General features: G+C 58.3%; 18 protein-coding genes and 1 pseudogene. 6 read left to right on the top strand and 13 right to left on the bottom strand.

The genetic code is table 11. The features are described from left to right. Nucleotides 1–67: 67 nt before the first annotated feature. Nucleotides 68–1,498 (bottom strand): 6-phospho-beta-glucosidase, encoded by a 1,431-nt coding sequence (locus BJP61_RS18560; RefSeq protein WP_161578999.1) that lies wholly within the window; start codon nt 1,496–1,498, stop codon nt 68–70. A 13-nt stretch (nt 1,499–1,511) separates the two neighbouring features. Further along, entirely contained in the window at nt 1,512–2,975 is a 1,464-nt protein-coding gene (ascF, locus tag BJP61_RS18565; protein ID WP_038865206.1) for a PTS cellobiose/arbutin/salicin transporter subunit IIBC, read from the bottom strand. Between the two features lie 310 nt (nt 2,976–3,285). On the opposite strand from ascF, the gene BJP61_RS18570 reads away from it, so the two are divergent. Further along, a complete protein-coding gene (locus tag BJP61_RS18570; RefSeq protein ID WP_038865208.1) occupies nt 3,286–4,308 on the top strand; it encodes a LacI family DNA-binding transcriptional regulator in 1,023 nt (340 codons plus the stop codon). Between the two features lie 45 nt (nt 4,309–4,353). Here BJP61_RS18570 and BJP61_RS18575 read toward each other — a convergent pair whose 3' ends face one another. The 4 genes from BJP61_RS18575 to BJP61_RS18590 form a co-directional block, all read right to left on the bottom strand. Then, on the bottom strand, nt 4,354–5,424 hold the full coding sequence (locus BJP61_RS18575; RefSeq protein ID WP_038865210.1) for a DUF2955 domain-containing protein: 1,071 nt from the start codon (nt 5,422–5,424) through the stop codon (nt 4,354–4,356). Further along, complete coding sequence (locus BJP61_RS18580; protein WP_171998994.1) at nt 5,414–6,481, bottom strand: HlyD family secretion protein; 1,068 nt, start codon at nt 6,479–6,481, stop codon at nt 5,414–5,416. The genes BJP61_RS18575 and BJP61_RS18580 overlap by 11 nt, the downstream gene beginning before the upstream one ends. A gap of 2 nt (nt 6,482–6,483) precedes the next feature. After that, nucleotides 6,484–6,954 (bottom strand): MarR family transcriptional regulator, encoded by a 471-nt coding sequence (locus BJP61_RS18585; RefSeq protein WP_038865214.1) that lies wholly within the window; start codon nt 6,952–6,954, stop codon nt 6,484–6,486. 137 nt (nt 6,955–7,091) lie between these two features. Further along, nucleotides 7,092–8,165, bottom strand: a complete 1,074-nt coding sequence (locus BJP61_RS18590; protein ID WP_075193515.1) for a LacI family DNA-binding transcriptional regulator — start codon at nt 8,163–8,165, stop codon at nt 7,092–7,094. Between the two features lie 272 nt (nt 8,166–8,437). Here BJP61_RS18590 and BJP61_RS18595 point away from each other — a divergent pair, with 272 nt between their 5' ends. Then, a complete protein-coding gene (locus BJP61_RS18595; RefSeq protein ID WP_171998996.1) occupies nt 8,438–9,706 on the top strand; it encodes a maltoporin in 1,269 nt (422 codons plus the stop codon). Continuing rightward, on the top strand, nt 9,700–9,849 hold the full coding sequence (locus tag BJP61_RS18600) for a hypothetical protein (protein ID WP_161580864.1): 150 nt from the start codon (nt 9,700–9,702) through the stop codon (nt 9,847–9,849). Before BJP61_RS18595 ends, BJP61_RS18600 begins: the two co-directional genes overlap by 7 nt. 64 nt (nt 9,850–9,913) lie before the next feature. Here BJP61_RS18600 and BJP61_RS18605 read toward each other — a convergent pair whose 3' ends face one another. From BJP61_RS18605 to BJP61_RS18630, 6 genes are all read right to left on the bottom strand, one after another. Then, nucleotides 9,914–10,231, bottom strand: coding sequence for a glucose PTS transporter subunit EIIB (locus tag BJP61_RS18605; protein ID WP_038865220.1), 318 nt, complete (start codon nt 10,229–10,231; stop codon nt 9,914–9,916). A gap of 66 nt (nt 10,232–10,297) precedes the next feature. Further along, nucleotides 10,298–12,358, bottom strand: coding sequence for a beta-galactosidase (locus BJP61_RS18610; RefSeq protein WP_171998998.1), 2,061 nt, complete (start codon nt 12,356–12,358; stop codon nt 10,298–10,300). A 97-nt stretch (nt 12,359–12,455) separates the two neighbouring features. After that, a complete protein-coding gene (locus tag BJP61_RS18615) occupies nt 12,456–13,655 on the bottom strand; it encodes an arabinogalactan endo-beta-1,4-galactanase (RefSeq protein WP_038865230.1) in 1,200 nt (399 codons plus the stop codon). 4 nt (nt 13,656–13,659) lie between these two features. Further along, complete coding sequence (locus tag BJP61_RS18620) at nt 13,660–14,511, bottom strand: sugar ABC transporter permease (RefSeq protein WP_038865231.1); 852 nt, start codon at nt 14,509–14,511, stop codon at nt 13,660–13,662. A 9-nt stretch (nt 14,512–14,520) separates the two neighbouring features. Further along, nucleotides 14,521–15,804, bottom strand: coding sequence for a sugar ABC transporter permease (locus BJP61_RS18625; RefSeq protein ID WP_108695681.1), 1,284 nt, complete (start codon nt 15,802–15,804; stop codon nt 14,521–14,523). A 109-nt stretch (nt 15,805–15,913) separates the two neighbouring features. Further along, nucleotides 15,914–17,149 (bottom strand): extracellular solute-binding protein, encoded by a 1,236-nt coding sequence (locus tag BJP61_RS18630; RefSeq protein WP_171999000.1) that lies wholly within the window; start codon nt 17,147–17,149, stop codon nt 15,914–15,916. A 359-nt stretch (nt 17,150–17,508) separates the two neighbouring features. Here BJP61_RS18630 and ugpC point away from each other — a divergent pair, with 359 nt between their 5' ends. Both ugpC and symE read left to right on the top strand, forming a co-directional pair. After that, nucleotides 17,509–18,618 (top strand): sn-glycerol-3-phosphate ABC transporter ATP-binding protein UgpC, encoded by a 1,110-nt coding sequence (ugpC, locus tag BJP61_RS18635; protein WP_038865242.1) that lies wholly within the window; start codon nt 17,509–17,511, stop codon nt 18,616–18,618. 146 nt (nt 18,619–18,764) lie between these two features. Beyond that, nucleotides 18,765–19,136, top strand: coding sequence for an endoribonuclease SymE (gene symE / locus BJP61_RS18640; protein ID WP_038865244.1), 372 nt, complete (start codon nt 18,765–18,767; stop codon nt 19,134–19,136). 4 nt (nt 19,137–19,140) lie between these two features. On the opposite strand, the pseudogene BJP61_RS21775 reads toward symE, so the two are convergent. Further along, nucleotides 19,141–19,236: pseudogene (locus BJP61_RS21775) on the bottom strand (DUF1127 domain-containing protein); the annotation flags it as partial. Nucleotides 19,237–19,412: 176 nt separating this feature from the next. Between BJP61_RS21775 and BJP61_RS18645 the strand changes: the two are divergent. Further along, nucleotides 19,413–20,831 carry a PLP-dependent aminotransferase family protein gene (locus BJP61_RS18645; protein WP_171999002.1) on the top strand — a complete coding sequence of 473 codons (1,419 nt, stop codon included), beginning with the start codon at nt 19,413–19,415 and terminating at the stop codon, nt 20,829–20,831. Nucleotides 20,832–20,840: the final 9 nt, after the last annotated feature.

Below are 20,840 nucleotides of genomic sequence, written 5' to 3' on the forward strand. Positions count from 1 at the left end.
CACGGGCGGGAGATAAAAAAACGCGCGCCGCCCCGAAAGACGCCGCGCGTGGCGATGATGCTTAAGATCAGTCGAGATCGGCGCCGTTGCTGGCGATCACTTTCTTGTACCACCAGAACGATTTCTTGCGTTTGCGCTCCAGCGTGCCGCGGCCCTGGTCGTCGCGATCCACCCAGACAAAACCGTAGCGCTTGCTCATCTCGCCCGTGGAGGCAGAAACCAGATCGATGCAGCCCCAGGTGGTGTAGCCCATCACCGGAATGCCGTCTTCGATGGCTTCGCGCATCGCCAGGATATGCTCGCGCAGGTAGCTGATGCGATAGTCGTCTTCGATTTCGCCGTGTTCGTTAAAGGCGTCTTTCGCGCCGAGGCCGTTTTCCACCAGGAAAAGCGGCTTCTGGTAGCGGTCGTACATCATGTTCATGGTGATGCGCAGCCCCAGCGGATCGATGCCCCAGCCCCATTCGCTGGCTTCGATATAAGGGTTTTTCAGCGACTTGACGATATTCGCCGCGCTGGTGACCTGGCTGTTCATATCCGCCGAGGCGCAGCGTGAGGCGTAATAGCTAAAAGAGACGAAATCAACGGTATCTTTGAGGATCTCGTCATCTTCCGGCGCTTTTTCAATCACGATGCCTTTTTCGCGGAACAGACGTTGCGTGTACGCCGGGTATGCCCCGCGCGCCTGCACGTCGATGAAAAACAGGTTTTCCCTGTCTTTCTCCAGCGCCGCCCAGACATCTTCCGGCTTGCAGGAGTAAGGGTAGAAATTACCGCCCGCCAGCATGCAGCCGACCTGGTTTTGCGGGTTCACCTCATGGGCGATGCGGGTAGCGATGGCGCTGGCGATAAGCTCATGGTGCGCCGCCTGATATTTTACCTGCTCCTGGTTTTCGCCCGGTTCAAACACCAGACCCGCGCCTGAGAACGGGCTGTGCAGCAGGATGTTAATCTCGTTAAAGGTGAGCCAGTACTTTACCAGCCCGTCAAAGGCTTCAAAGCAGGTGCGCGCGTAGCGGGTGAAAAACTCCACCATCTTGCGGCTGCGCCAGGAGCCATACTCTTTTACCAGATGCATCGGCACGTCGAAGTGGCAGAGCGTCACCAGCGGCTCAATGTTGTACTTTTTGCACTCGCTGAACAGCGCGCGGTAGAAGGCGATGCCCTCTTCGTTCGGCGTCTGTTCGTCGCCGTTCGGGTAGAGGCGGCTCCAGGCGATGGAAGTACGGAATACCGTGAAGCCCATCTCGGCCATCAGCGCGATATCTTCTTTATAGCGATGGTAAAAATCGATCGCCTCGTGGCCTGGATAAAACTCCTCGTCGCGCCACTCAAAGCGCTTATCCTGCCCGAGTTTCACCGCCAGACGATTCGGGCCATGCGGCAGCATATCTACCGTCGTCGGCCCTTTGCCGCCTTCGCGCCAGGCGCCTTCGGCCTGGTTTGCCGCAATGGCGCCGCCCCATAAAAATCCATCGGGAAAAGTGTTGTTGTCCATACGCATCCTCTGTTTAATTCGTTTTTACTGCGGGCGCCTGCGGGGTGAATGCGGCAGGCTGCGCGTTGTCGCGGGCGGGCTGCGCCTCTTCGACAGGAATATCCTCAAAGCCCAGCATCAGCGTCAGGATGAACGACAGCACCACCGCCAGCGCCATCACGCCGAAGACCCAGACAATCGTCATCGGATTCGCCGGATCAAAGAACTGCACGCTGGTAAAAAGCCCCGGCGCCGCCATTGAATGGCTGGCGAGCCCCGCAAGACCGGCGACCGCGCCACAGATAAAGCCGCTGATAAGGCTCGCTACCAGCGGACGCTTCAGCCGCACCGCCACGCCATAAAGCGCAGGCTCGGAGATGCCCGCCACAATCGCGGAGGCCGCCGCGGCAAGCGCCGTCTGGCGCAGTTCCGGGTTGCGGGTGCGCCACGCCACCGCCAGCGATGAGCCGCCGAGCGACAGATTGGCCCCGATTTCCGACGGCATTACCATGCCCTCTTTGCCGGTTTCCGCGATGGTCTGGATGATGGTCGGCGTAAACACGCGGTGCATGCCGGTCATCACCAGAAGCGGCCAGAGCGCGCCCATGATCGCCACCGACAGCCAGCCCAGATAGTCATGGATGGTGTACACCACCGACGAAATGCCGCTGCCAATCCAGATCCCAATGGGGCCTATCAACATAATGGCGATGGGCGAGGCGATAAGCACGATCAGCATCGGCTTCAGGAAGTTCTTGGTCACCGCTGGCGTGATTTTGTCCACCCAACGTTCAATATAAGAGAGTATCCAGGTCATGCAGAGCGCCGGGATCACGGTATAGGTATATTTTACCGCCGTGACCGGAATGCCAATGAAATCGACGGGTTGGCCTTGCGCGGCTTTGGCCATCAGGTCGACGAAGTTTGGATGCACCAGCACGCCCGCGATGGCGATAGCGAGCGACATATTGGTTTTGAACTTCACGGCGGCGGAGGCGGCCACCATAATCGGCAGGAAGAAAAACGCGCCGTCGCCGATGACGTTAAGAATGGTCAGCGTCGGAGCGCCCTTCTCCACCACGCCCGACATCTCCAGCACCATCGCCAGCAGTTTCACCATTGAGCCGCCGATGATAGCCGGGATCAACGGCGACATGGTGCCTATCAGCGCGTCAAGAATGCCCGCGCCGATGCGCCGCAGCGTGATTTTGTCGTTGCGCGGCAGCGCGCGCTCGACCCGCGCGCCTTCCGGCAGCAGCTTCAGGACTTCTGCATACGCCTGGGAAACGGTATTGCCGACGATGACCTGACACTGGTTATCGTTACGTACCACGCCCAGCACGCCGGGGATCGTTTTCAGGCGCGCGGTATCGACCGCGTTGTCATCATTAAGCACAAAACGCAGGCGCGTCATGCAGTGCGTGACAGCCGCCACGTTACCGCCACCGCCAATCGCATCGACTATCGAGCGCGCCAGCGCCACATAATTCTTTGACATGATGGTGAAATCTCTTGTTATCACACGCCGTGGCGCAACACCCGCCCCTGCGCGTTTATTATTTTAAATTCAGGTACTTGCCAGCCAATATGGCGTTAAACGCCGCGTTGCGCTGGCAGGATGATGTAATAGGTAACCGGTTCCACATTAGAGTGGTTGCATGAATAAAACAGATCAACTGAAATTTTATTGAGCTTTAAAATCTGTGATGCAGATCGCCATGAAACCGGCGCAAGCGTGCGCCATGTCCTGCCGCGTTGGCGGGAAATGTGTAGAATGTGCGGCACTTAAGCCGAGCCGGAGGGAGAAGATGTCGACAATGCAGGAAGTGGCTAAAAAAGCGGGCGTGTCAAAGGCCACCGTTTCTCGCGTGCTGTCTGGCAAAGGGTATGTGAGCGAAGAGACGCGCAAACAGGTGTTCGACGCCATTGAAGCGACCGGCTACCGCCCAAACCTGCTGGCGCGCAACCTTGCCACCAACAAATCCCAGTGCATCGGGATGGTCGTTACCAACACGCTGTACAGCGGCAGCTACTTTAGCGAAATCCTCTCCCGCGCGGCGAAAAAGCTCGAAGAAAATGGCCGTCAGCTGATTCTGGTGGATGGTAAGCACAGCGCCCGCGAAGAGCGCGACGCCATTGAGTTTCTGCTCGATCTGCGCTGCGACGCCATTATCCTCTACCCGCGTTTTCTCGGCGTCGATGAGATTGATGACATCATCAGCCAGACCCGCCAGCCGGTGATGGTGGTGAACCGCAAACTGCGTAAACACCAGAGTCACTGCGTCTGCTGCGACCACAAAGGCGCCAGCCTTAACGCCACCAGCGCGCTGATTGCGCGCGGACATCGCGATATCGCGTTTATTACTGGCTCACCGGATTCCCCCACTGCGCTGGAACGTCTGGCGGGTTACAAAGAGGCGCTGCGCCAGCACGGCATCACGCCTGCGCCGTCGCTGGTGTCAGAAGGGAAATGGACGCCCGCGAGCGGCGCTGCGGCAATAAAAAACCTGCTGGAGCGGGGCGTGGCCTTCAGCGCGGTTGTCGCCAGCAATGACGATATGGCCGTTGGCGCGCTGAAAGCGCTGACCGACGCGGGCCTTAACGTGCCGCGACAGGTGTCGCTGATAGGTTTCGACAACAGCCCGACCGCGCCGTTTTTAAGCCCGGCGCTCGCAAGCGTGAAAGATCCGGTAACCGATATGGTTCACGAAACGATAAATCGCCTGATTTCTATGCTCGACGGTGGCTACCTCTCGCGCGACAACCTGTTTGTTTCTGAGCTTATCCTGCGCGATTCCGTAGGCAACGGGCCTTACTCTGACCACAAATAACCGGCACCCGCACCCGCCGCCCGCGCGGCGGAATACCTGGTCGCCTTACGGCTCGCTTTTCACCACGTAACGGGTGGCGGCGAAGCGGTTTAAGATGAGGTGGACTAAAAACACCATCGTGAGGGTTATCAGCAGCGACACGGTGACGGAGCTGATGCGATAGAGATCGCTGAAGACCAGATCGGTATCGGGATGGAGATTCTGACCGAACATAATGCCGAGCGTGGTGATGCTGGCGAAGCCGACGCCCGCGCCGACCTTTTCCATCACGTGCAGTCGGGCGCTGAACGCAAAACCGAGCGCGATAAGCGGCATCATCAGCACCATATGGCTGCTGTGATCGTAAAGCACCAGCTGGACCAGCAGCACGTAAAGACAGCCAATCACCACGCCCACCACGCGCCACAGCGAGCTTAACACCGCGCCGCGATAGTGCATGGGGAACAGGATCAGAATGCCCGCCATCAGCGCCGAGAGCGAATCGCTCAGGTCCGCCATCTGAAACACGACAAAATTCAGCGTCGCCACCGTGCCGGAGAGCAGATATTCATGGCGCACCCGCGCGGCGTCTTTTTCAATCAGCGGCGGCGGCTTACGCGGCTCCACGTCCGGCAGCAGATAATGCATCAGCGCGCTTAAGCCCACGGCCATCACGCTCGCTTCCATGTTGGAAAACAGCAGCGTGTGCCAGTCGCTGGTCGGGTAGCTCATAAAGTTGAGCATTACGCTCTGACAGACCACGCCCATTGAGCCGAAAAGAAACAGCGGCCCTTTGCTCATAAAGCGAAAACGCATCACGTAAAGCAAAAAAACCACGGCCGTCATAATCACCGGCCATTGCGAAAGATAACCGACGATAATCACCATTTCGACGCAGTTCAGGGCCGCGCTGAAGATAAACTGTTTCGCGACGTGGCGGTTGAAAACGGGCACCAGCGACAGCAGCATGATTGGGTAGATAACGAAAAAAACGCCGTAACTGGTGTTGTAAAAGCTTGAAATACTGAGCGCCGTGACGCCCGCCGCCATGATGCGCAGCGTCTGGCGAAAATCATTCGCCGTGTAGACGATGTTGCCGTGCGGCGTAAAAACCCGCGCCAGCGTATTAATAGACATAATGCAGCAGGCTTATCAGGTGAATTTGCAGCCCGGAGAAGAAACGGGCGAACGGGCCTTCGCTGTTGTAGAGCTGTACCGTGGCGCGTGCGCCGGTCGGCAGCGGCTGCGGCAACGGCTCGTCGAGCGCCACGTGAATGCGCATACGGCGTGCGTCACGCACCCAGCGGTTCGACTCCTCCGGCTGAGACAGTTGACCATTGACTGCCTCCTGCCCTGCCAGTATCCCGGCGTCATGGCTGGTCACATGAGCGTGAAACACCTGCCCCGGCAGCGCGTCGAACACCACGGCGGCATCCGTCCCGGCATGGGTATGGCGCAGGCTTTTTTCACGAAAGTCAGCGACGATGTCAGCCTGTTCGCTCACCAGCGCCAGCGCGGGCGTACCGGCGGCGGCGTACCAGCCGGGGCTTAACTGCAGGTTACTGACGGTGCCGTCGGCCTCGGCGCGGATCTGCGTCCAGCCGAGATTCAGCTGCGCGTCCTGCAGCGCGTTACGGTATTTTTGCAGCGTGACGTTGCGCTCATCATCGCGCTCGCCGCGCTCGATGGTCAGCTCGCTGATTTTCGCCTCAAGCTGCGCCACCGCCTGTTCGCTGGTCTGCCAGGTGGTGCGCACCTTGTCGAGATCCTGCTGCGAGACGTTTTGCAGCGCGCTCAGGCGCTGATAGCGGTCAAAGGTGACTTTATCGTTGCGGGCCGTCAGACGGGCGGTATTGAGGTTCGCCCTGGCGGCGACGATTTGCGCATCAAGCTGACTGTTGGCGAGTTTCGCCTGACGCAGAGCGATTTCCGCCGCCTCGACGCGGTTGGCGAACGGCGAGGCGTCGAGTTCAAACAGCAGATCGCCTTTCTTCACGTGGCTGTTATTGGCGACATGCACTGCCGCCACATAGCCCGAGACACGCGAGGAGACCGGCGTCACGACGCGCATCACGGTGGAATCCGGCGTCAGCGGGATCCAGATATCGGCGAGGATAAAGTACACAAACATCGCCAGGAAAGTGGCAATACTTACCCTTACCCAGCGGGCAAATTTTTGTTCCGGAGTCATCATAATTATTGTGTGTTATCGAGGTCTTCTTCGCGGATCGTTCGCAGATTACGCGCGATGTGATTTAACGTTTCGCTGAAGATGTCCATATCCTGCGCGGGAATATTTTGCGACACGCGCGCCTGGTAACGCGCAATCACCGCGTTTAGCGTGGCGAGCACCGCCCTGCCTTCTTCGGTGAGCGACAACAGGCGAATGCGTTTGTCGTACGGCGACGTGCTACGCGCCAGATAGCCTTTACTTTCAAGGCATGCCAGCGTGCGCATCAACGGCGGCAGCTCAATGCCCTGCACCTGCGCCAGTTCGCTGACCGAAATGTTATCCCCCTGTTGATCAAGCTGCATCAGCACCGTCCAGCCCGATTGCGTCAGGCCGGTGTCGGTAATGGCATTGTCGATAATCGCGCGCCACTGGCGGACAATCATCGCCATGCGCATGCCCATCGGACGGCGGGCGAAGCGTTCATCTTCAGTCATCGGAGGCTCCCTTCAGTCAGCGGGAGGGCAAATTAATACTTATCAGGGTAAGTATCAAGAAACGGGCGGGGAAAAGGCATGGATTGCGAAACGCGCGGGCCGCCGTGCGGGGCAGGCGGCCCGAAAAACCGGCAGGGTTACTGGCTAAGACGGCTTGCGATAAGCCGCAGTTCATCGGCGATTTTACGCATATCCGGCGTGTCGTCCGCACGCGGGCCCGTCGAGTGGCGGATAACCAGCCGCGCGGGCAGGATCGATGAGAGCCTTGAGACGTCGCTTTCGCTCGCCTCCAGCAGACGGCGCACCGCCTCTTTGCCCTGCATATCGAGATCGAGCGATACGGTCGTCAGCGCCGGGTAGAAAAACGAGCTTTCATAAGTGTCATCGTAGCCAATCACCGATTTCTGGCCTGGAATAGAGAGCTGCTGCTGGTGAAAGGCGCTCAGCACGCCGAGCGCCATCTGATCGTTCGCCACCAGCACGGCGGTAAAATGCGGCGCCTCGCGCAGCATTTGCAGCGCGCCCGCGTAACCACTCCGGGCATCCCAGTTGCCGTGCAGCACCGTGACCGGTTTTAAGCCGTAGCTTTCCAGCGTTTCAAGCCAGCTTTTCAGACGCAGGCGCGCGGAGACCGAGCGCTCCGGGCCAGCCAGCAGCGCGATATCGCGATGCCCGAGTTCGTATAAATACTTCACGCTCGCGCGCGTGCCATCAGCCGGATTAAAAGAGACGTTAAACACGGAGCTGTACGGGTCCACATCCAGGAACAGGCACAAAATGTCGTCGTTCTCAGCGGCGATTTTCTCGGCTTCCTCGGTCTCCAGCGGCACGTTAATGATAACCTTATCCACCAGCTGTGACTTGAGCTCGTTTATGGAATCCTGAATTCCCTGGCTGACGTTCTCATCAATCATTGAGATCAACACCTGGTAGCCATCCAGATTTGCGTAACGTTTCACCGCCGCAGCCACCTGCGAAGGCGCATGCAGCGCCAGCGACGTGGTTACCAGCCCGAGCGTCATACTCTGCTTGCCGACCAGTTGCTGCGCCAGCCGGTTTGGCACGTAACGCAAATGAGCGATCGCCTCTTCGACCTTGCGGCGCGTGGCTTCAGAGACATTCGCCGACTTATTCAGTACACGGGACACCGTCTGGTAGGAAACCCCCGCATGGCGGGCGACGTCTTCCAGTGTGGCGCTTTTAGACTTCATCTTCCGGTTCCTTTTTCGTGGGCTGGGCTGATTGTAACAGGGGCCAGCCGGAAAAACCTTTTCTGCACAAATCCTCGTTATCCTTACGCCGTAATAAGTACTACGTTCACAATACATAAAACTCGTGAGAAACATCACCGTTCGTTACAAAATAGCCTGATTTCTTTGCACTGAGTCACAATTAATTAAGATCAAATTTGCCTGATATTTCGTAAAGGCGTTTTATGGCTGCGGTTATGTGAACGTAATACAAAACAATAAAAGAGGTTACTATGAACACTACGCTACGCACAGTGGCCGTTGCGTTAGCCGCCGCGCTGACTTCACCCTGCCTGATGGCAGCCTCATCCTCTCTACCTATTGATTTTCATGGCTATTTGCGTGGCGGCGTGGGCGTCTCGCAAGACGGCGGCCAGGAAGAGTGGCAGAAAAATAAGCTGGGGCGTCTCGGTAACGAAACCGACACCTACGGCGAAGTGGAGCTGGGCTCCGAAGTGTATAAAAAAGACGAAGTCAGTTTCTATGTCGACAGTATGGTCAGCATGGTGTCTGACGGCTCCAACGATAATGAAAGCACGCTGAATGACGATGCCGAGTTTGGCCTGCGTCAGTTAAACCTGCAAATCAAAGGGCTTGTCCCGGGCGATCCGAACGCCGTGATCTGGGGCGGTAAACGCTACTACCAGCGCCACGATCTGCACATCATCGATACCAAATACTGGAACATCTCCGGCTCCGGCGCGGGGATTGAAAACTACACCGTCGGGCCGGGTGCCGTCTCATTCGCCTGGATCCGCGGTGACGCTAACGATCTCGACTACCGCGTGGACGGCGATAACGACGTCAACATCAACTACCTCGATCTGCGTTATGCGGGCTGGAAGCCATGGGCGGGCGCCTGGACAGAGTTCGGTATTGATTACGCGATGCCCAACCCGACCGACAAACAGAAAGAGTACGGCGGTCTCTATGAAGCCGATAACGGCGTGATGCTGACCGGCGAAATCAGCCAGGACATTCTCGGCGGCTATAACAAACTGGTGTTGCAGTACGCCAACAAAGGGCTTGCGCAGAATATGGTGTCTCAGGGCGGCGGCTGGTATGACATGTGGAACTACGTCAACGACGCCAGCGGCTATCGCGTGATCAACACGGGCCTTATCCCGATCACCGACAAATTCTCCTTTAACCATGTTCTGACCTGGGGCTCGGCGGACGACACCACCGCCACGACCGATAAATCCCGTCTCTTCTCGCTGGTGGGCCGCGGCCAGTATCAGTTTACCCAGTACGTGCGCCTGATCGGGGAAGTGGGCGGATTCTGGCAGAAAGAGACCTACAACAACGGCACGGATTTCAAACAGAGCGGCGAAAAATACACGGTCGCGCTGGGTCTCGCCGACGGCCCGGATTTCATGTCGCGCCCGGAACTGCGCGTATTCGCCTCTTATCTGAACGATTCGCAGAACGGCAAATCGTTGCAGGACGGCACAGCTGACGATACCTGGAACTTCGGCGTTCAGGTGGAGGCCTGGTGGTAAGACGTTGTCTCCTGACGCTAACCGCGCGTCAGGTAGCGCAGGCGGCAGCGGCCCGAAACCGCCGTCGCCAGGCGCTGTTTACTGCGGTAATGCAGGACAAGCGTTGTATCTCTGAGAAGTCTGGCACATCCATCAAGGCGTAAGCCGCTGATGCACCCTCGTTGCCTTTTGCGGGATAACCTTTTATGCAGGGTTATCCCGCTTTTTTTACCTGCCCGTAAAGCGCTCATCCAGCAGTTTTCGCAGCGCGTCAGACTGCTTGCCGAAAATCGCGTGCACCTCCTGACCGAGAATAATCACGCCCAGCGCCCCTTCGTCCTGTAAGGCCTGCGAATCGACGCGGGTTAAATCCTTTACCTTTACGCGCAGGCGCGTCATACAGGCGTCAACGCTGTCGATATTGTCCTGTCCGCCGAAATCCGCCACCAGGCGCGCGATTTGCTTTCGCTCCTCGTCGCTTAAGGCAATCGTGCTGGCGGGCTGCGGGCGGGTAACGTGGTGAAGAAACGATTTCAGGCTAACCATAGCGGCTCCTTGTTAGGCAGAAATAAAAAAGCGCCCGTTCGGGTGAACGGGCGCGCAGGGAGAGGGTCAGGCGAGGCGGCGGCGCAGAATGCGGCACCCCCACGGGGCGAGCGGCAGCTTGCCGCTCACGGCGTCGCCGGTCAGCATATCGGCGCAGCCCTCCGGCAGCGTCACCGACTGCGGCGCGCCGGTGTAGTTTTCAACGAAAATAAACGCCGATTCGCCATCCTGACGGGCATGCGCGGTGACGCCTGGCGGGAAGTCCGCCTCCAGCGCGCGTGGTAGCGACAGCTCGTTAATAATGTTGGCGAAGAAATCGCGCTGGAAGGCGAGGTCGTTACGCGAGGCCACATACCAGGCCTTGCCCGCGCCAAACGCGTTAACGGTCACCGCCGCGCGTCCGGCGTAGAAATCATCGCGATACGTCGCGAGCGCCGTCGCGCCTTCAGTGTGGATCAGATCGCACAGATGGCGCACCTGATACGGCCCCTGTAGCCCCGCTTCATTGCCCGCCAGCCCCTGAATCAGATTGCGTTCGCCGTCGGCAAGGCAGTCTATCTCTTCGGCCCAGATGCCCAGCAGCTTACGCAGCGGGCCGGGGAACCCGCCCAGATGGCAGAGATCGGTGTCGTTAACGATGCCGCTCCAGTAGGTCGTCACAAAGTGGCCGCCCTGTTCGACAAATGCCTCGACGCGCTGCGCGAACCCGTCGCGCACCATATAGAGCATCGGGGCGATAACGAGTTTATAGCGGCTGAGATCGGCGTCGGCGTTGATGATATCGACCGCGATCCCCTGCTCCCAGAAAGGCCGGTAGTGTTCTGCGACCGTCTTTTCATACTCCAGCCCCAGGTTGCGCGGGCCCTGCGCGTCGTCCATCGCCCAGCGGCTTTCCCAGTCGAAAATCACCGCCACCTGCGCGTCCACCCGCGCGCCGACCACCGGGTCGAGCTGGCTTAAGATATCGCCAAGCTGCGCCACTTCGCGCCCGATGCGGGTGTCGATATGGCCGACATGATCCACCACCGCGCCATGGAATTTCTCTACCGAGCCGCGGCTTTTACGCCACTGGAAGTACTGCACAGAATCCGCGCCGTGCGCCACCGCCTGGAGTGAAGAGAGAATATGCATCCCCGGCTTTTTCAGCTTGCTGGTGGGCTGCCAGTTGGTGGTGCCCGGCGTCGACTCCATCAGCACAAACGGTTTGCCGTGTTTTAAGGTGCGCATCAGGTCGTGATACATGGCCGTGTAGCAGGCGAGCTCGGTTTCGTCTTTATCGCGGTGCCACATTGGGTAGCTGTCCCAGGAGATAAAATCGAGCGGTTCGGCAAGCTGCCAGTAGTCGTAATCGTAGAAATACTCCATGAAGTTAGTGGTCGCCGGTAACGCCGGGTTCACCGCCTTCAGCGGGGCCAGTTCGTGACGGCAGAAATCGGTCACCTGCGCGGTGTTAAAGCGCCGCCAGTCCAGATTCAGGCCGTGAATGGAGTTTTCGCCCTGCGGCGCCGGGGATTCAATCTGCGACCAGTCGGTAAAGGTGTGGCTCCAGAAGGTGCTCCACCAGGCCTCGTTGAGTTTGTCGAGCGTGCCGTAGCGCGCCTTCAGCCAGCCGCGGAAATTCTCCTGGCACAACCCGCAGTGGCATTCGCCGCCATATTCGTTAGAGATATGCCAGCCGAGCACCGCGGGATGGTGCGCGTAACGCTCCGCCAGCAGTCGGTTGATGGTCGCGGTTTTTTCCCGATAGACCGGCGAGCTCATGCAGTGGTTATGGCGACCGCCGTGCAGCGCCGGTACGCGGTCGCGCCCGACGCGCAGCACCTGCGGGTATTTCTGCGACATCCATGCAGGACGCGCGCCGCTCGGCGTGGCGAGGAAGACGTGAATGCCGCCCTGATAGAGCTTGTCGATAATCTCATCGAGCCACTCGAAGCGGAACACGCCCTCTTCCGGCTCAAGCTTCGCCCAGCTGAAAATGCCGACCGACATGACGTTGCATTTCGCCTGCTGCATCATGGCGATATCGCTCTCAACGGTGCCGGGATAGTGTTCCCACTGCTCCGGGTTGTAGTCCGCGCCGTGCAAAAGGGCGCTGACCTTCGGACTTAAAGGCGCAAATTTGTTCATGTTAAGCTTCCTGATACCGCATACCCGTCCGGTTTCCCCCGGCAGGCGTCATGGCCTGCCGGGTCAATGCATCGGGGTATAAAGGGAATAATAAGGATTAGTTAAAGACGTTCACCGAGGGCAGAACCTGCCCGTGGCAGTCGAAAAACGCCTGGTTTTCGCGGGCGTTGCCGGTTTTCCATTCGTCGTGGATATACTTCATGCCCGCCGGCGTCGCCCAGGTGTTGCCGGGCACGGCAATCCAGGCCGGTTCCCAGTAGAAAATGCCTTTGCCGCGATGGTTCTCGACATTCGCCACGCTCTGCATTAGGTCATGCACGTAGTCGTACTGGCCCTGTACCGTTGCCGGGTAGCCGCCATCTTTTTCTTCTTTCTGCTGGAAGCTGTTTTCGGCGTTATCGCAGTTCTCCAGCGTGTACGCATAGGCAGCTTCCACCACGATCACGTCTTTGTCGTAGCGCTTGCTGATGTCGTCCATATTGGCTTTGAGCGCGCTGATGGGGCCGTTCCAGTAGGTGTACATCGACAGCCCGATGACATCGAACGGCACCTGACGTTTGGTGATTTCATCGAACCACCAGCGGAAGGTGTCGTTTTTGGTGCCTTCGGCCAGATGCAGCATGATTTTCACCTGCTCGCCCTGGGTGAGATTTTCACGCAGGCCGCTGATGGCCGCGTTTAGCAGGCCCGCGAGACGGTCAAACTCGCCGCCGCCCTGCCCCCAGCTTTTGCCTTCCGGCCACAGGATGCCGCCGTTGATTTCATTGCCGATCTGCACCATATCCGGCAGCACGCCCGCCTTTTTAAATGCAGCGATCGTGTCGCGGGTGTAGTCATGGATCGTGGTTTTGAGCTGGTCGTAATTCTGGTTTTCCCAGGCTTTCGGCTTGAACTGTTTGCCCGGATCGGTCCAGAAATCGCTGTAGTGGAAATCGAGCAGCAGCCGCATGCCCTGCGCTTTAACACGTTTGGCCAGCGCAAGCGTCGTAGCGAGATCGTTGGTGCCGCCGCCGTAAGGCGCGCCCGCGCTGTCTTTCGGGTCGACCCACAGGCGCAGACGCACGTAGTTCACGCCGTTCTCACGCAGAATAGTCAGCGCGTCCTGCGGTTTGTGGTTCGCATCGTAGAACGTCGCGCCCTGGCGCTCCAGCTCCGGCAGCGTGGAGATATCCGCGCCCTTAATAAAATCGGCCGGGAGAGAGAGCGGCTTCGGCGTTATCTGCGTCGTACTGGCGGCGAAAGCGGAAAAACAGCAGGCCAGCGAGGCGGCAAGCAGTGCGGGTTTACACAGTTTCATCAGATTATCCTTTGGTACTGCCGGAGGTCAGGCCGGAGACGAAGTATTTCTGTAAGGCCAGGTAGAGAATGGCGACGGGTACGGCAATCAGCACCGCGCCTGCGGCGTAGGTGGTGTAGCTCGCGCCCATTTTCTGCGCCACCAGGTTATAGAGCCCGATAGGCAGCGTGTATTTATCCGGCGTGCGCAGAATCGTGCTTGAGAGAATGAAATCGCCGAGCGGCCCGGTGAAGGAGAACAGCGCCACCACCGCCACGATGGGTTTCGAGAGCGGCATGATGATTTCGATGAAAATGCGGAAATTGCTGGCGCCGTCCATGCGCGCGGATTCGTCGAGATCTTTTGGGATCGCGTCGAGATAGCCCTTCATCAGATACGTATTCATCGGGATCATCCCGGCGACGTAGATCAGCACCAGCGCCAGATGACTGTTAATCAGCCCGAGCAGTTGCGAGAGCACGAAAATGGCAATCAGCGCCGAGAACTGCGGGATCATCTGCAACAGCAGGAACAGCATCAGCCCGTTCTGGCGTCCTTTAAAGCGAAAGCGCGAGAACGCATAGGCGGTGAAGCTAACGCTGATAAGCGTCAGCACCATCGTCATAAAGCTGATCTTCATCGAGTTCCAGTACCAGGTGAGGTAATTCACCTGGCCGTTAAAGAGATCCGCATAATGCTGGAACGACAGGTTTTCCGGGATTATCGAACTGCTGAGCAGGCTGTTGCCCGCATTCAGCGACGCGCCGATGGTCCAGATCAGCGGATAGATAATAATCACGCTCACGGTCAGGATCAGTAGCCACGAGAGTGAGAGCCGCAGCCACTTTTCCTGTTTCATGCTTTGTCTTTTGGCCATGACGTCTCCTTATGCCGTCTCGTCATTTTTGAACGACTTCGTGGCGCGGAACTGCCACAGCGCCAGCCCTACCACAAAAATGGAGAGCAGAATGGTTATCGTCGCGGCGATGGCGTACTGGGACGAAGACATCGTCAGCTTGTAGATCCAGGAGACCAGAATATCGGTGCCGCCTGCGTTCGAGCCGGCCACCGCAGGGCCGCCGTTGTTGAACAGATAGATGATGTTGAAGTTGTTAAAGTTGAACGTGTATTGCGTGATGATGATGGGCGCAATCGCGTAGAGCACCAGCGGCAGCGTAATGGTGCGCAGACGCGTCCAGGTGCTGGCGCCGTCCATCTTCGCCGCTTCATACAAATCGTCCGGGATCGCCTGCAACACGCCGGTGGTCATCGCGAACACAAACGGGAAGCCGAGCCAGGTCTGCATCATAATGAGCGCGGTTTTGGTCCAGAATGGATCGGTCATCCAGGGCTTCGGCGCGATGTTAAAAAACGCCAGGATCGCGTTGTTAATCACCCCGAAGCTGTCGTTAAACATCCCGGCGAATACCAGAATGGTGACAAAGCCCGGCACCGCCCACGGCAGAATGAAAATGGTGCGGATAAGCGGCTTGAAGCGCAGATCTTTCTGGTTTACCAGAATCGCCAGCAGCACGCCTACGGTGCACTGGAACGTAGTGGCGAGCAGCGTCCAGACCACTGTCCACTGCAACACGTCAAAGAATGTCGAGCGCCAGATGGAGAGCGTGAAAATATTGACGAAATTCTTCAAGCCCACCCAGTCCACCAGTTTTGCAGGCGGCGTGTGGTAGAGGTTGTAGTTGGTGAAGGCTATCGCAAACCCAAACAGGATCGGGAATACCACCAGAAACACCAGCAGGATAAAGCCGGGCGCAATCATCAGATACGGAAAGCCGTCCGAAAGCAGCAGCTGATACTGTTTGCGCACGCTGCTTAGCGTCAGCCCCTCGTCGCGTCGCTTGCCGTTCACCCAGGCATCGCGCAGCGAGAAGTAATAGACCGTCACCCCAAAGCCCACGACAAGCAGGCTCAGAATGCCTTCCGCCAGCAGGAAGATGGAGTTATCGCGCGGTACCTCTTCACCCAGCGTGTAGAGCCCCCACAGCCCGACACGCAGGAAATCGTGAAACACCCCGAGAAAGCTTGCCAGCAGCACCAGGAAGGTGACGCCTTTTAGCCACTGACGGTTATAAAACTGGCCCACGCCCGGCAGCAGAGCGCAGAGCAGCGCGCACCAGGCGTGTCGGCCCGCCCCTCTGGCAACGGGCATCTTTTCGCTGGGACTGATAATCACACACGGCTCCTTCTGAAAACGGGAGGCGCCCCTCCCGCTTTTGACTGTTCATCCGGCGACGCCCGCAGGCGCCGCCAGGTACGGCTTACTGATTACTGGCCTGCATCGCTTCTATCTGCATGGTTATCTGTTTCACCGCGTTATCGAGCGCGGTTTTCGGCTCCTGCTTGCCGGTGACGCTCAGCTCCAGCGCGGCGTTGGCCGGCGCCCAGACTTCACCCATTTCAGGAATGCCCGGCATCGCGCTGGCGCGGGCCGCCTGTACCGCGACGGCGCTCGCTTTCTGATCGTCTTTAATCACAGGATCTTCCATCAGCGACACCAGCGGCGGGATCTCACGGGTCGCGATGTAGCGCGTTTTCACGTACTTCGGCTGGTTGATAAACGCGATAAACTGCTGCGCCAGCGCTTTGTCTTTGCTCCAGGTGGAGACGACATAACCTTTCACGCCGAGGAACGAGCTCATCGGCTTGCCGTCCGGCAGCGTCGGCAGCGGGGCCACGCCGTAGTTAATGCCAGCGGCTTCGTAAGGCTGGAACGCCCACGGGCCGTTAATCACCGCCGCCGCTTTTTTCTCGGTAAACAGCGAATCAATGGCGTTCAGGCCGTTATCGCCGATGATGCCCGCCGGAAAGACTCCGTCGGCGTAGAATTTTTTCAGGAAGGTGACGGCTTCCACCGCGCCGGGTTTGTTCAGGCCCACATCGGTGGCGTTGAACCCGCCTTTGTCGTTTTTACCGAAGATATAGCCGCCCATCGGGCCGATAGCGCCCCAGCTGTAGTAGATCTGGTCGAACTTGGCGAGCAGGCCGTACTGGTTCTTCGCGCGCTGCGCTTTAGAGAAGTCATACCAGGCTTGCAGGCTGTCGAACGGTTTTTCGACCAAATCTTTGTTGTAGATAAGCACCAGCGTTTCGACGGCTTTCGGCACGCCGTACTGCGCGTTATCCATGCGGAACGCGGCGATGGAGGATGGCGTAAACGCGTCGGTCTGTTTTTTATCGATGCTGAGCGGCGTTAACAGCCCCTGCACCACCGCGCCGCCCAGCTGATCGTTTGGGATCACCAGCACATCCGGACCGATCCCCGCCGGGCCGTCGAGGCGCAGCTTTTCAAGCTGCTGGGCGAACGGCATCTCCTGCATATTCACTTTCACGTCGTACTGTTTTTCAAAATCCGCCACGGCATCCTTAATTCCGGCGGATTTTTTAATGTCTTCCCAGACGTTAAGCTGTCGGGCCGCCGCCTGGACGCTGGCGCTGGTCAGCGAGCCGGTCATCAGGGCGGAAAGCACCAGGGCGGTAAGTATGTTCTTTTTCATTATCAACCTCATGTGAAGGTATAACAAACAGGCGGTTTTTATTGAATGTGGTCGTTCTGTTTTAAAACCCGATCGCTGTCACCACGCAGCCTGCGAAGGACAGCTTAGCGAGAGTTCATTTTGTTATACGCTACGCTGCCAACCCTGATAACTCTACAAAAAACTGTGCGTTGTGTGATCGTCATTACAGAAATGAAAAGCGGAGATAGGGGGCGAAATCCGGGGAAGTTATAGTCATGGCACTGATTTAAAGCCGTTGCGCATCATTCCGCTGAATTGTTACACGTAATACAAAAAGAAGTTCAGCGCCCGTCTGTCACGCCAGCGGCCACCACGGCTTACACTTTCGAGGAACCCTGATGTCCAGCATAAGACTGAGGAATGTCACCAAACGGTTCGGGAAAACCGAAACCCTGCACAATATCAATCTCGATATTGCCGATGGCGAATTTGCGGTGTTCGTCGGGCCGTCCGGCTGCGGAAAGTCCACGCTGCTGCGCATGATCGCGGGCCTGGAAGAGGTGAGCGACGGCGAAGTGCTGATCGGCGATGAAGTCATGAACGACGTGGCGCCCGCGCACCGCGGCGTGGCGATGGTGTTTCAGTCCTACGCGCTCTACCCGCATATGACAGTGGCGGAGAACATGGGCTACGGGCTGAAGGTCAACAAAGTGCCGAAAGATCAGATTCGTCATCAGGTGGAGATGGTGGCGAAAACGCTGCAACTCTCGCACCTGCTGGATCGCAAACCGAAGCAGCTTTCCGGCGGTCAGCGTCAGCGCGTGGCGATTGGCCGCGCGATTGTGCGTAACCCGCAGGTGTTTATGTTCGACGAGCCGCTTTCAAACCTTGACGCCGAACTGCGCGTGGAGATGCGCCTGCATATCGCAAGGCTGCATCAGGAGATGAAAACCACGATGGTTTATGTCACCCACGATCAGGTCGAGGCGATGACGCTCGCCGATAAAATCGTGGTGATGAACTACGGCAAAGTGGAGCAAATGGGCTCGCCGATGGAGCTCTACTACAACCCGGTGAATAAATTCGTGGCCGGATTTATCGGCTCGCCGAAGATGAATTTTCTGCCCGCGACCGTCGCGCACTGGGAAAAAGGCGCGCTGGACGTGACGCTCTCGCAGGGTAAAACGCTGCGTCTGGCGCTCGATACCGCGCCGCTGAAGCCCGGCGATGCCGTTACGCTCGGTATTCGCCCGGAGCATCTCTCGACTAACGCGCAGGCAGACGTCACCCTCACCTTTAACTGCGAGGTGGTGGAACGGCTCGGCAACAACACCTATCTGTTCGGTCAGTGTTACGGGCATGACAATGTGAAGATTTTGCTGCCCGGCGACGTGCATTTTCGCCCGTGGCAGGCTGTCGAGGTGGGCTTCAGCCCGCGCGACTGTATGGTGTTTGACGCAGACGGCCTGCGCATCAGCGCGCAGACGGACGTGCCGCACGCGCATTAATCACGCTCCGCATCGGCCCGCAACGGGCCGGTGTTTTCCTGCCTTTACGCCCCGCTTTTCGGATTTCACAAAGATCCCCTCCCCTGATTACTGTATATAATACCAGTAATTTACACGCTGACCTGTCATCCGTTTAAGGAGGAACCATGTCGACATTATCGTTATCCGTTACCAATCCCTTCACCAGTGCCCCCGCGCAACCCGCGCCTGCGCCCGTCGAGCTGCCAGAGCCGCGCCGCATTCGCGTGAGCTACGCCAGTCGTTTTCACGACGGGGTGAATCTGGCGGCGCTCACCCTGCGCGGTCGGTGGCTGGAAGAAGCAGGGTTCCCTACCGGCACCGACGCCGACGTAAGGGTGATGCCTGGCTGTATTGTTATTACGGCGCGCCCGCCGGAGCCAGAAGAGCCGCCGGTGATGAAATCCCTGCGCCGCGTTTGCAAGTTGTCTGCCCGCAAGCAGCAGCAGGTGCAGGAGTTTATCGACGTCGTCGCCAGTAAGCGTAAAAAGGCAGAATGAACGCGCGCGTGCGGGCGCGCAGCCGCCAGGCTTTCCAGGCGCGCCACAACAGCGTAAAGCCGATAAACGGCCGGCGGGGTCGGTTCTCATAAAATTCCATCGTCGCTCTCCTGTTTAACGCAGAGCCTTATGATGGTCGCGATCGCCGGTTGCAATACAGATTCAGAGAATATCTTTGTTGACCATACAGAATAGCGACACAGTCGGCTGAAAGGCGTATTCTGCCGTTATCTGTACTGGTTTAAGTATCTGTACAGTATTAATGGAGCATACAGCATGACGCGTTATCAGCATCTGGCCAGCCTGCTGGCGGAGCGTATCGAGCAGGGCCTTTATCGCCACGGAGAAAAACTGCCGTCGGTACGCAGCCTGAGCCAGGAGCATGGCGTGAGCATCAGCACGGTGCAGCAGGCATACCAGGTGCTGGAAAACCAGCAGCTCATCGTGCCGCGCCCGCGTTCGGGGTATTTTGTCGCGCCGCGCAAAATGCAGCCGCCGGTGCCCGCGATGACACGCCCGGTACAGCGACCGGTTGAAGTCACCCAGTGGGATGAAGTAATGATGCTGCTGGACGGACGCGGTGATAAAAGCCTGACGACGTTCGGCGGCGGCGCGCCGGATATCTCGCAGCCCACGCTCAAACCGCTGTGGCGGGAGATGAGCCGCGTGGTGCAGCATAATCTTCAGGAGGTGTTCAGCTATGACGATCTCGCGGGCAGGCTGGAGCTGCGCCAGCAGATAGCGCGCCTGATGCTGGATGGCGGCGCGAATATCACCGCCGATGAGCTTATCATCACCAGCGGTTGCCACAATGCGCTCTCCGTCGCCCTGCTGGCGGTCTGCAAGCCCGGCGACATCGTTGCCGTGGAATCGCCCTGTTATTACGGCACCATGCAGCTGCTGCGAAGCTTTGATATCAAAGCGATTGAAATCCCGACCGATTCGCAGACCGGCATCAGCGTCGAAGCGCTGGAACTGGCGCTGGAACAGTGGCCGATTAAAGGCGTGATCCTGGTGCCGAACTGCAATAACCCGCTCGGTTTTATCATGCCCGAGCCACGCAAACGCGCGGTGCTGGCGCTCGCTCAGCGCCACGACATTGTAATTTTCGAAGATGATATCTACGGCGAGCTCGCCATCGATTATCCACGGCCCCGCACCATAAAATCCTGGGATATCGACGGGCGCGTCATACTGTGCAGCTCATTTACGAAAATGCTCGCCCCCGGCCTGCGGGTCGGCTGGATAGCGCCAGGGCGCTATCGCGAACGCGTGCTGCAAATGAAATATGCCGCCAGCGGCACCAACGTGCCCGCGACACAACTTGCGGTGGCGGCGTTTATCCGCGAAGGTCACTATCACCGGCATCTGCGCCGTATGCGGCTGCACTATCAGCGGCAGATGGAGATCTACACCTGCTGGGTGCGCGAATACTTCCCGTGCGGAATTTGCGTCACGCGGCCTAAAGGCGGCTTTATGCTCTGGATAGAGCTGCCGGAGAGCGTCGATATGGTCTGCGTCGCGCGCCAGCTCACGCGCCTGAAGATCCGCGTGGCCCCCGGCTCGCTCTTTTCCGCCTCGGGCAAATACCGCAACTGCCTGCGCATCAACTGCGCGCTACCGGCGAACGACAGCCACCAGCAGGCGCTCAGTCAGGTCGGCGAAGCGCTGCATCATGCGATGGAAGAGAGCTAAGCTTTGGAG

This window comes from Cronobacter sp. JZ38 (assembly GCF_008932145.1).
In the GTDB taxonomy this organism is placed as follows: Bacteria; Pseudomonadota; Gammaproteobacteria; order Enterobacterales; family Enterobacteriaceae; genus Cronobacter; species Cronobacter muytjensii.

Excerpts from the sequence above, each read along its gene's own strand:
- BJP61_RS18605 (WP_038865220.1), bottom strand. The coding sequence starts at position 10,231 with ATGGTTAGCCTGAAATCGTTTCTTCACCACGTTACCCGCCCGCAGCCC.
- BJP61_RS18585 (WP_038865214.1), bottom strand. The coding sequence starts at position 6,954 with ATGACTGAAGATGAACGCTTCGCCCGCCGTCCGATGGGCATGCGCATG.
- ugpC (WP_038865242.1), top strand. The coding sequence starts at position 17,509 with ATGTCCAGCATAAGACTGAGGAATGTCACCAAACGGTTCGGGAAAACC.
- BJP61_RS18575 (WP_038865210.1), bottom strand. The coding sequence starts at position 5,424 with ATGTCTATTAATACGCTGGCGCGGGTTTTTACGCCGCACGGCAACATC.
- BJP61_RS18560 (WP_161578999.1), bottom strand. The coding sequence starts at position 1,498 with ATGGACAACAACACTTTTCCCGATGGATTTTTATGGGGCGGCGCCATT.
- symE (WP_038865244.1), top strand. The coding sequence starts at position 18,765 with ATGTCGACATTATCGTTATCCGTTACCAATCCCTTCACCAGTGCCCCC.
- ascF (WP_038865206.1), bottom strand. The coding sequence starts at position 2,975 with ATGTCAAAGAATTATGTGGCGCTGGCGCGCTCGATAGTCGATGCGATT.
- BJP61_RS18595 (WP_171998996.1), top strand. The coding sequence starts at position 8,438 with ATGAACACTACGCTACGCACAGTGGCCGTTGCGTTAGCCGCCGCGCTG.
- BJP61_RS18590 (WP_075193515.1), bottom strand. The coding sequence starts at position 8,165 with ATGAAGTCTAAAAGCGCCACACTGGAAGACGTCGCCCGCCATGCGGGG.
- BJP61_RS18570 (WP_038865208.1), top strand. The coding sequence starts at position 3,286 with ATGTCGACAATGCAGGAAGTGGCTAAAAAAGCGGGCGTGTCAAAGGCC.
- BJP61_RS18620 (WP_038865231.1), bottom strand. The coding sequence starts at position 14,511 with ATGGCCAAAAGACAAAGCATGAAACAGGAAAAGTGGCTGCGGCTCTCA.
- BJP61_RS18630 (WP_171999000.1), bottom strand. The coding sequence starts at position 17,149 with ATGAAAAAGAACATACTTACCGCCCTGGTGCTTTCCGCCCTGATGACC.
- BJP61_RS18645 (WP_171999002.1), top strand. The coding sequence starts at position 19,413 with ATGACGCGTTATCAGCATCTGGCCAGCCTGCTGGCGGAGCGTATCGAG.
- BJP61_RS18615 (WP_038865230.1), bottom strand. The coding sequence starts at position 13,655 with ATGAAACTGTGTAAACCCGCACTGCTTGCCGCCTCGCTGGCCTGCTGT.
- BJP61_RS18610 (WP_171998998.1), bottom strand. The coding sequence starts at position 12,358 with ATGAACAAATTTGCGCCTTTAAGTCCGAAGGTCAGCGCCCTTTTGCAC.
- BJP61_RS18625 (WP_108695681.1), bottom strand. The coding sequence starts at position 15,804 with ATGCCCGTTGCCAGAGGGGCGGGCCGACACGCCTGGTGCGCGCTGCTC.
- BJP61_RS18580 (WP_171998994.1), bottom strand. The coding sequence starts at position 6,481 with ATGATGACTCCGGAACAAAAATTTGCCCGCTGGGTAAGGGTAAGTATT.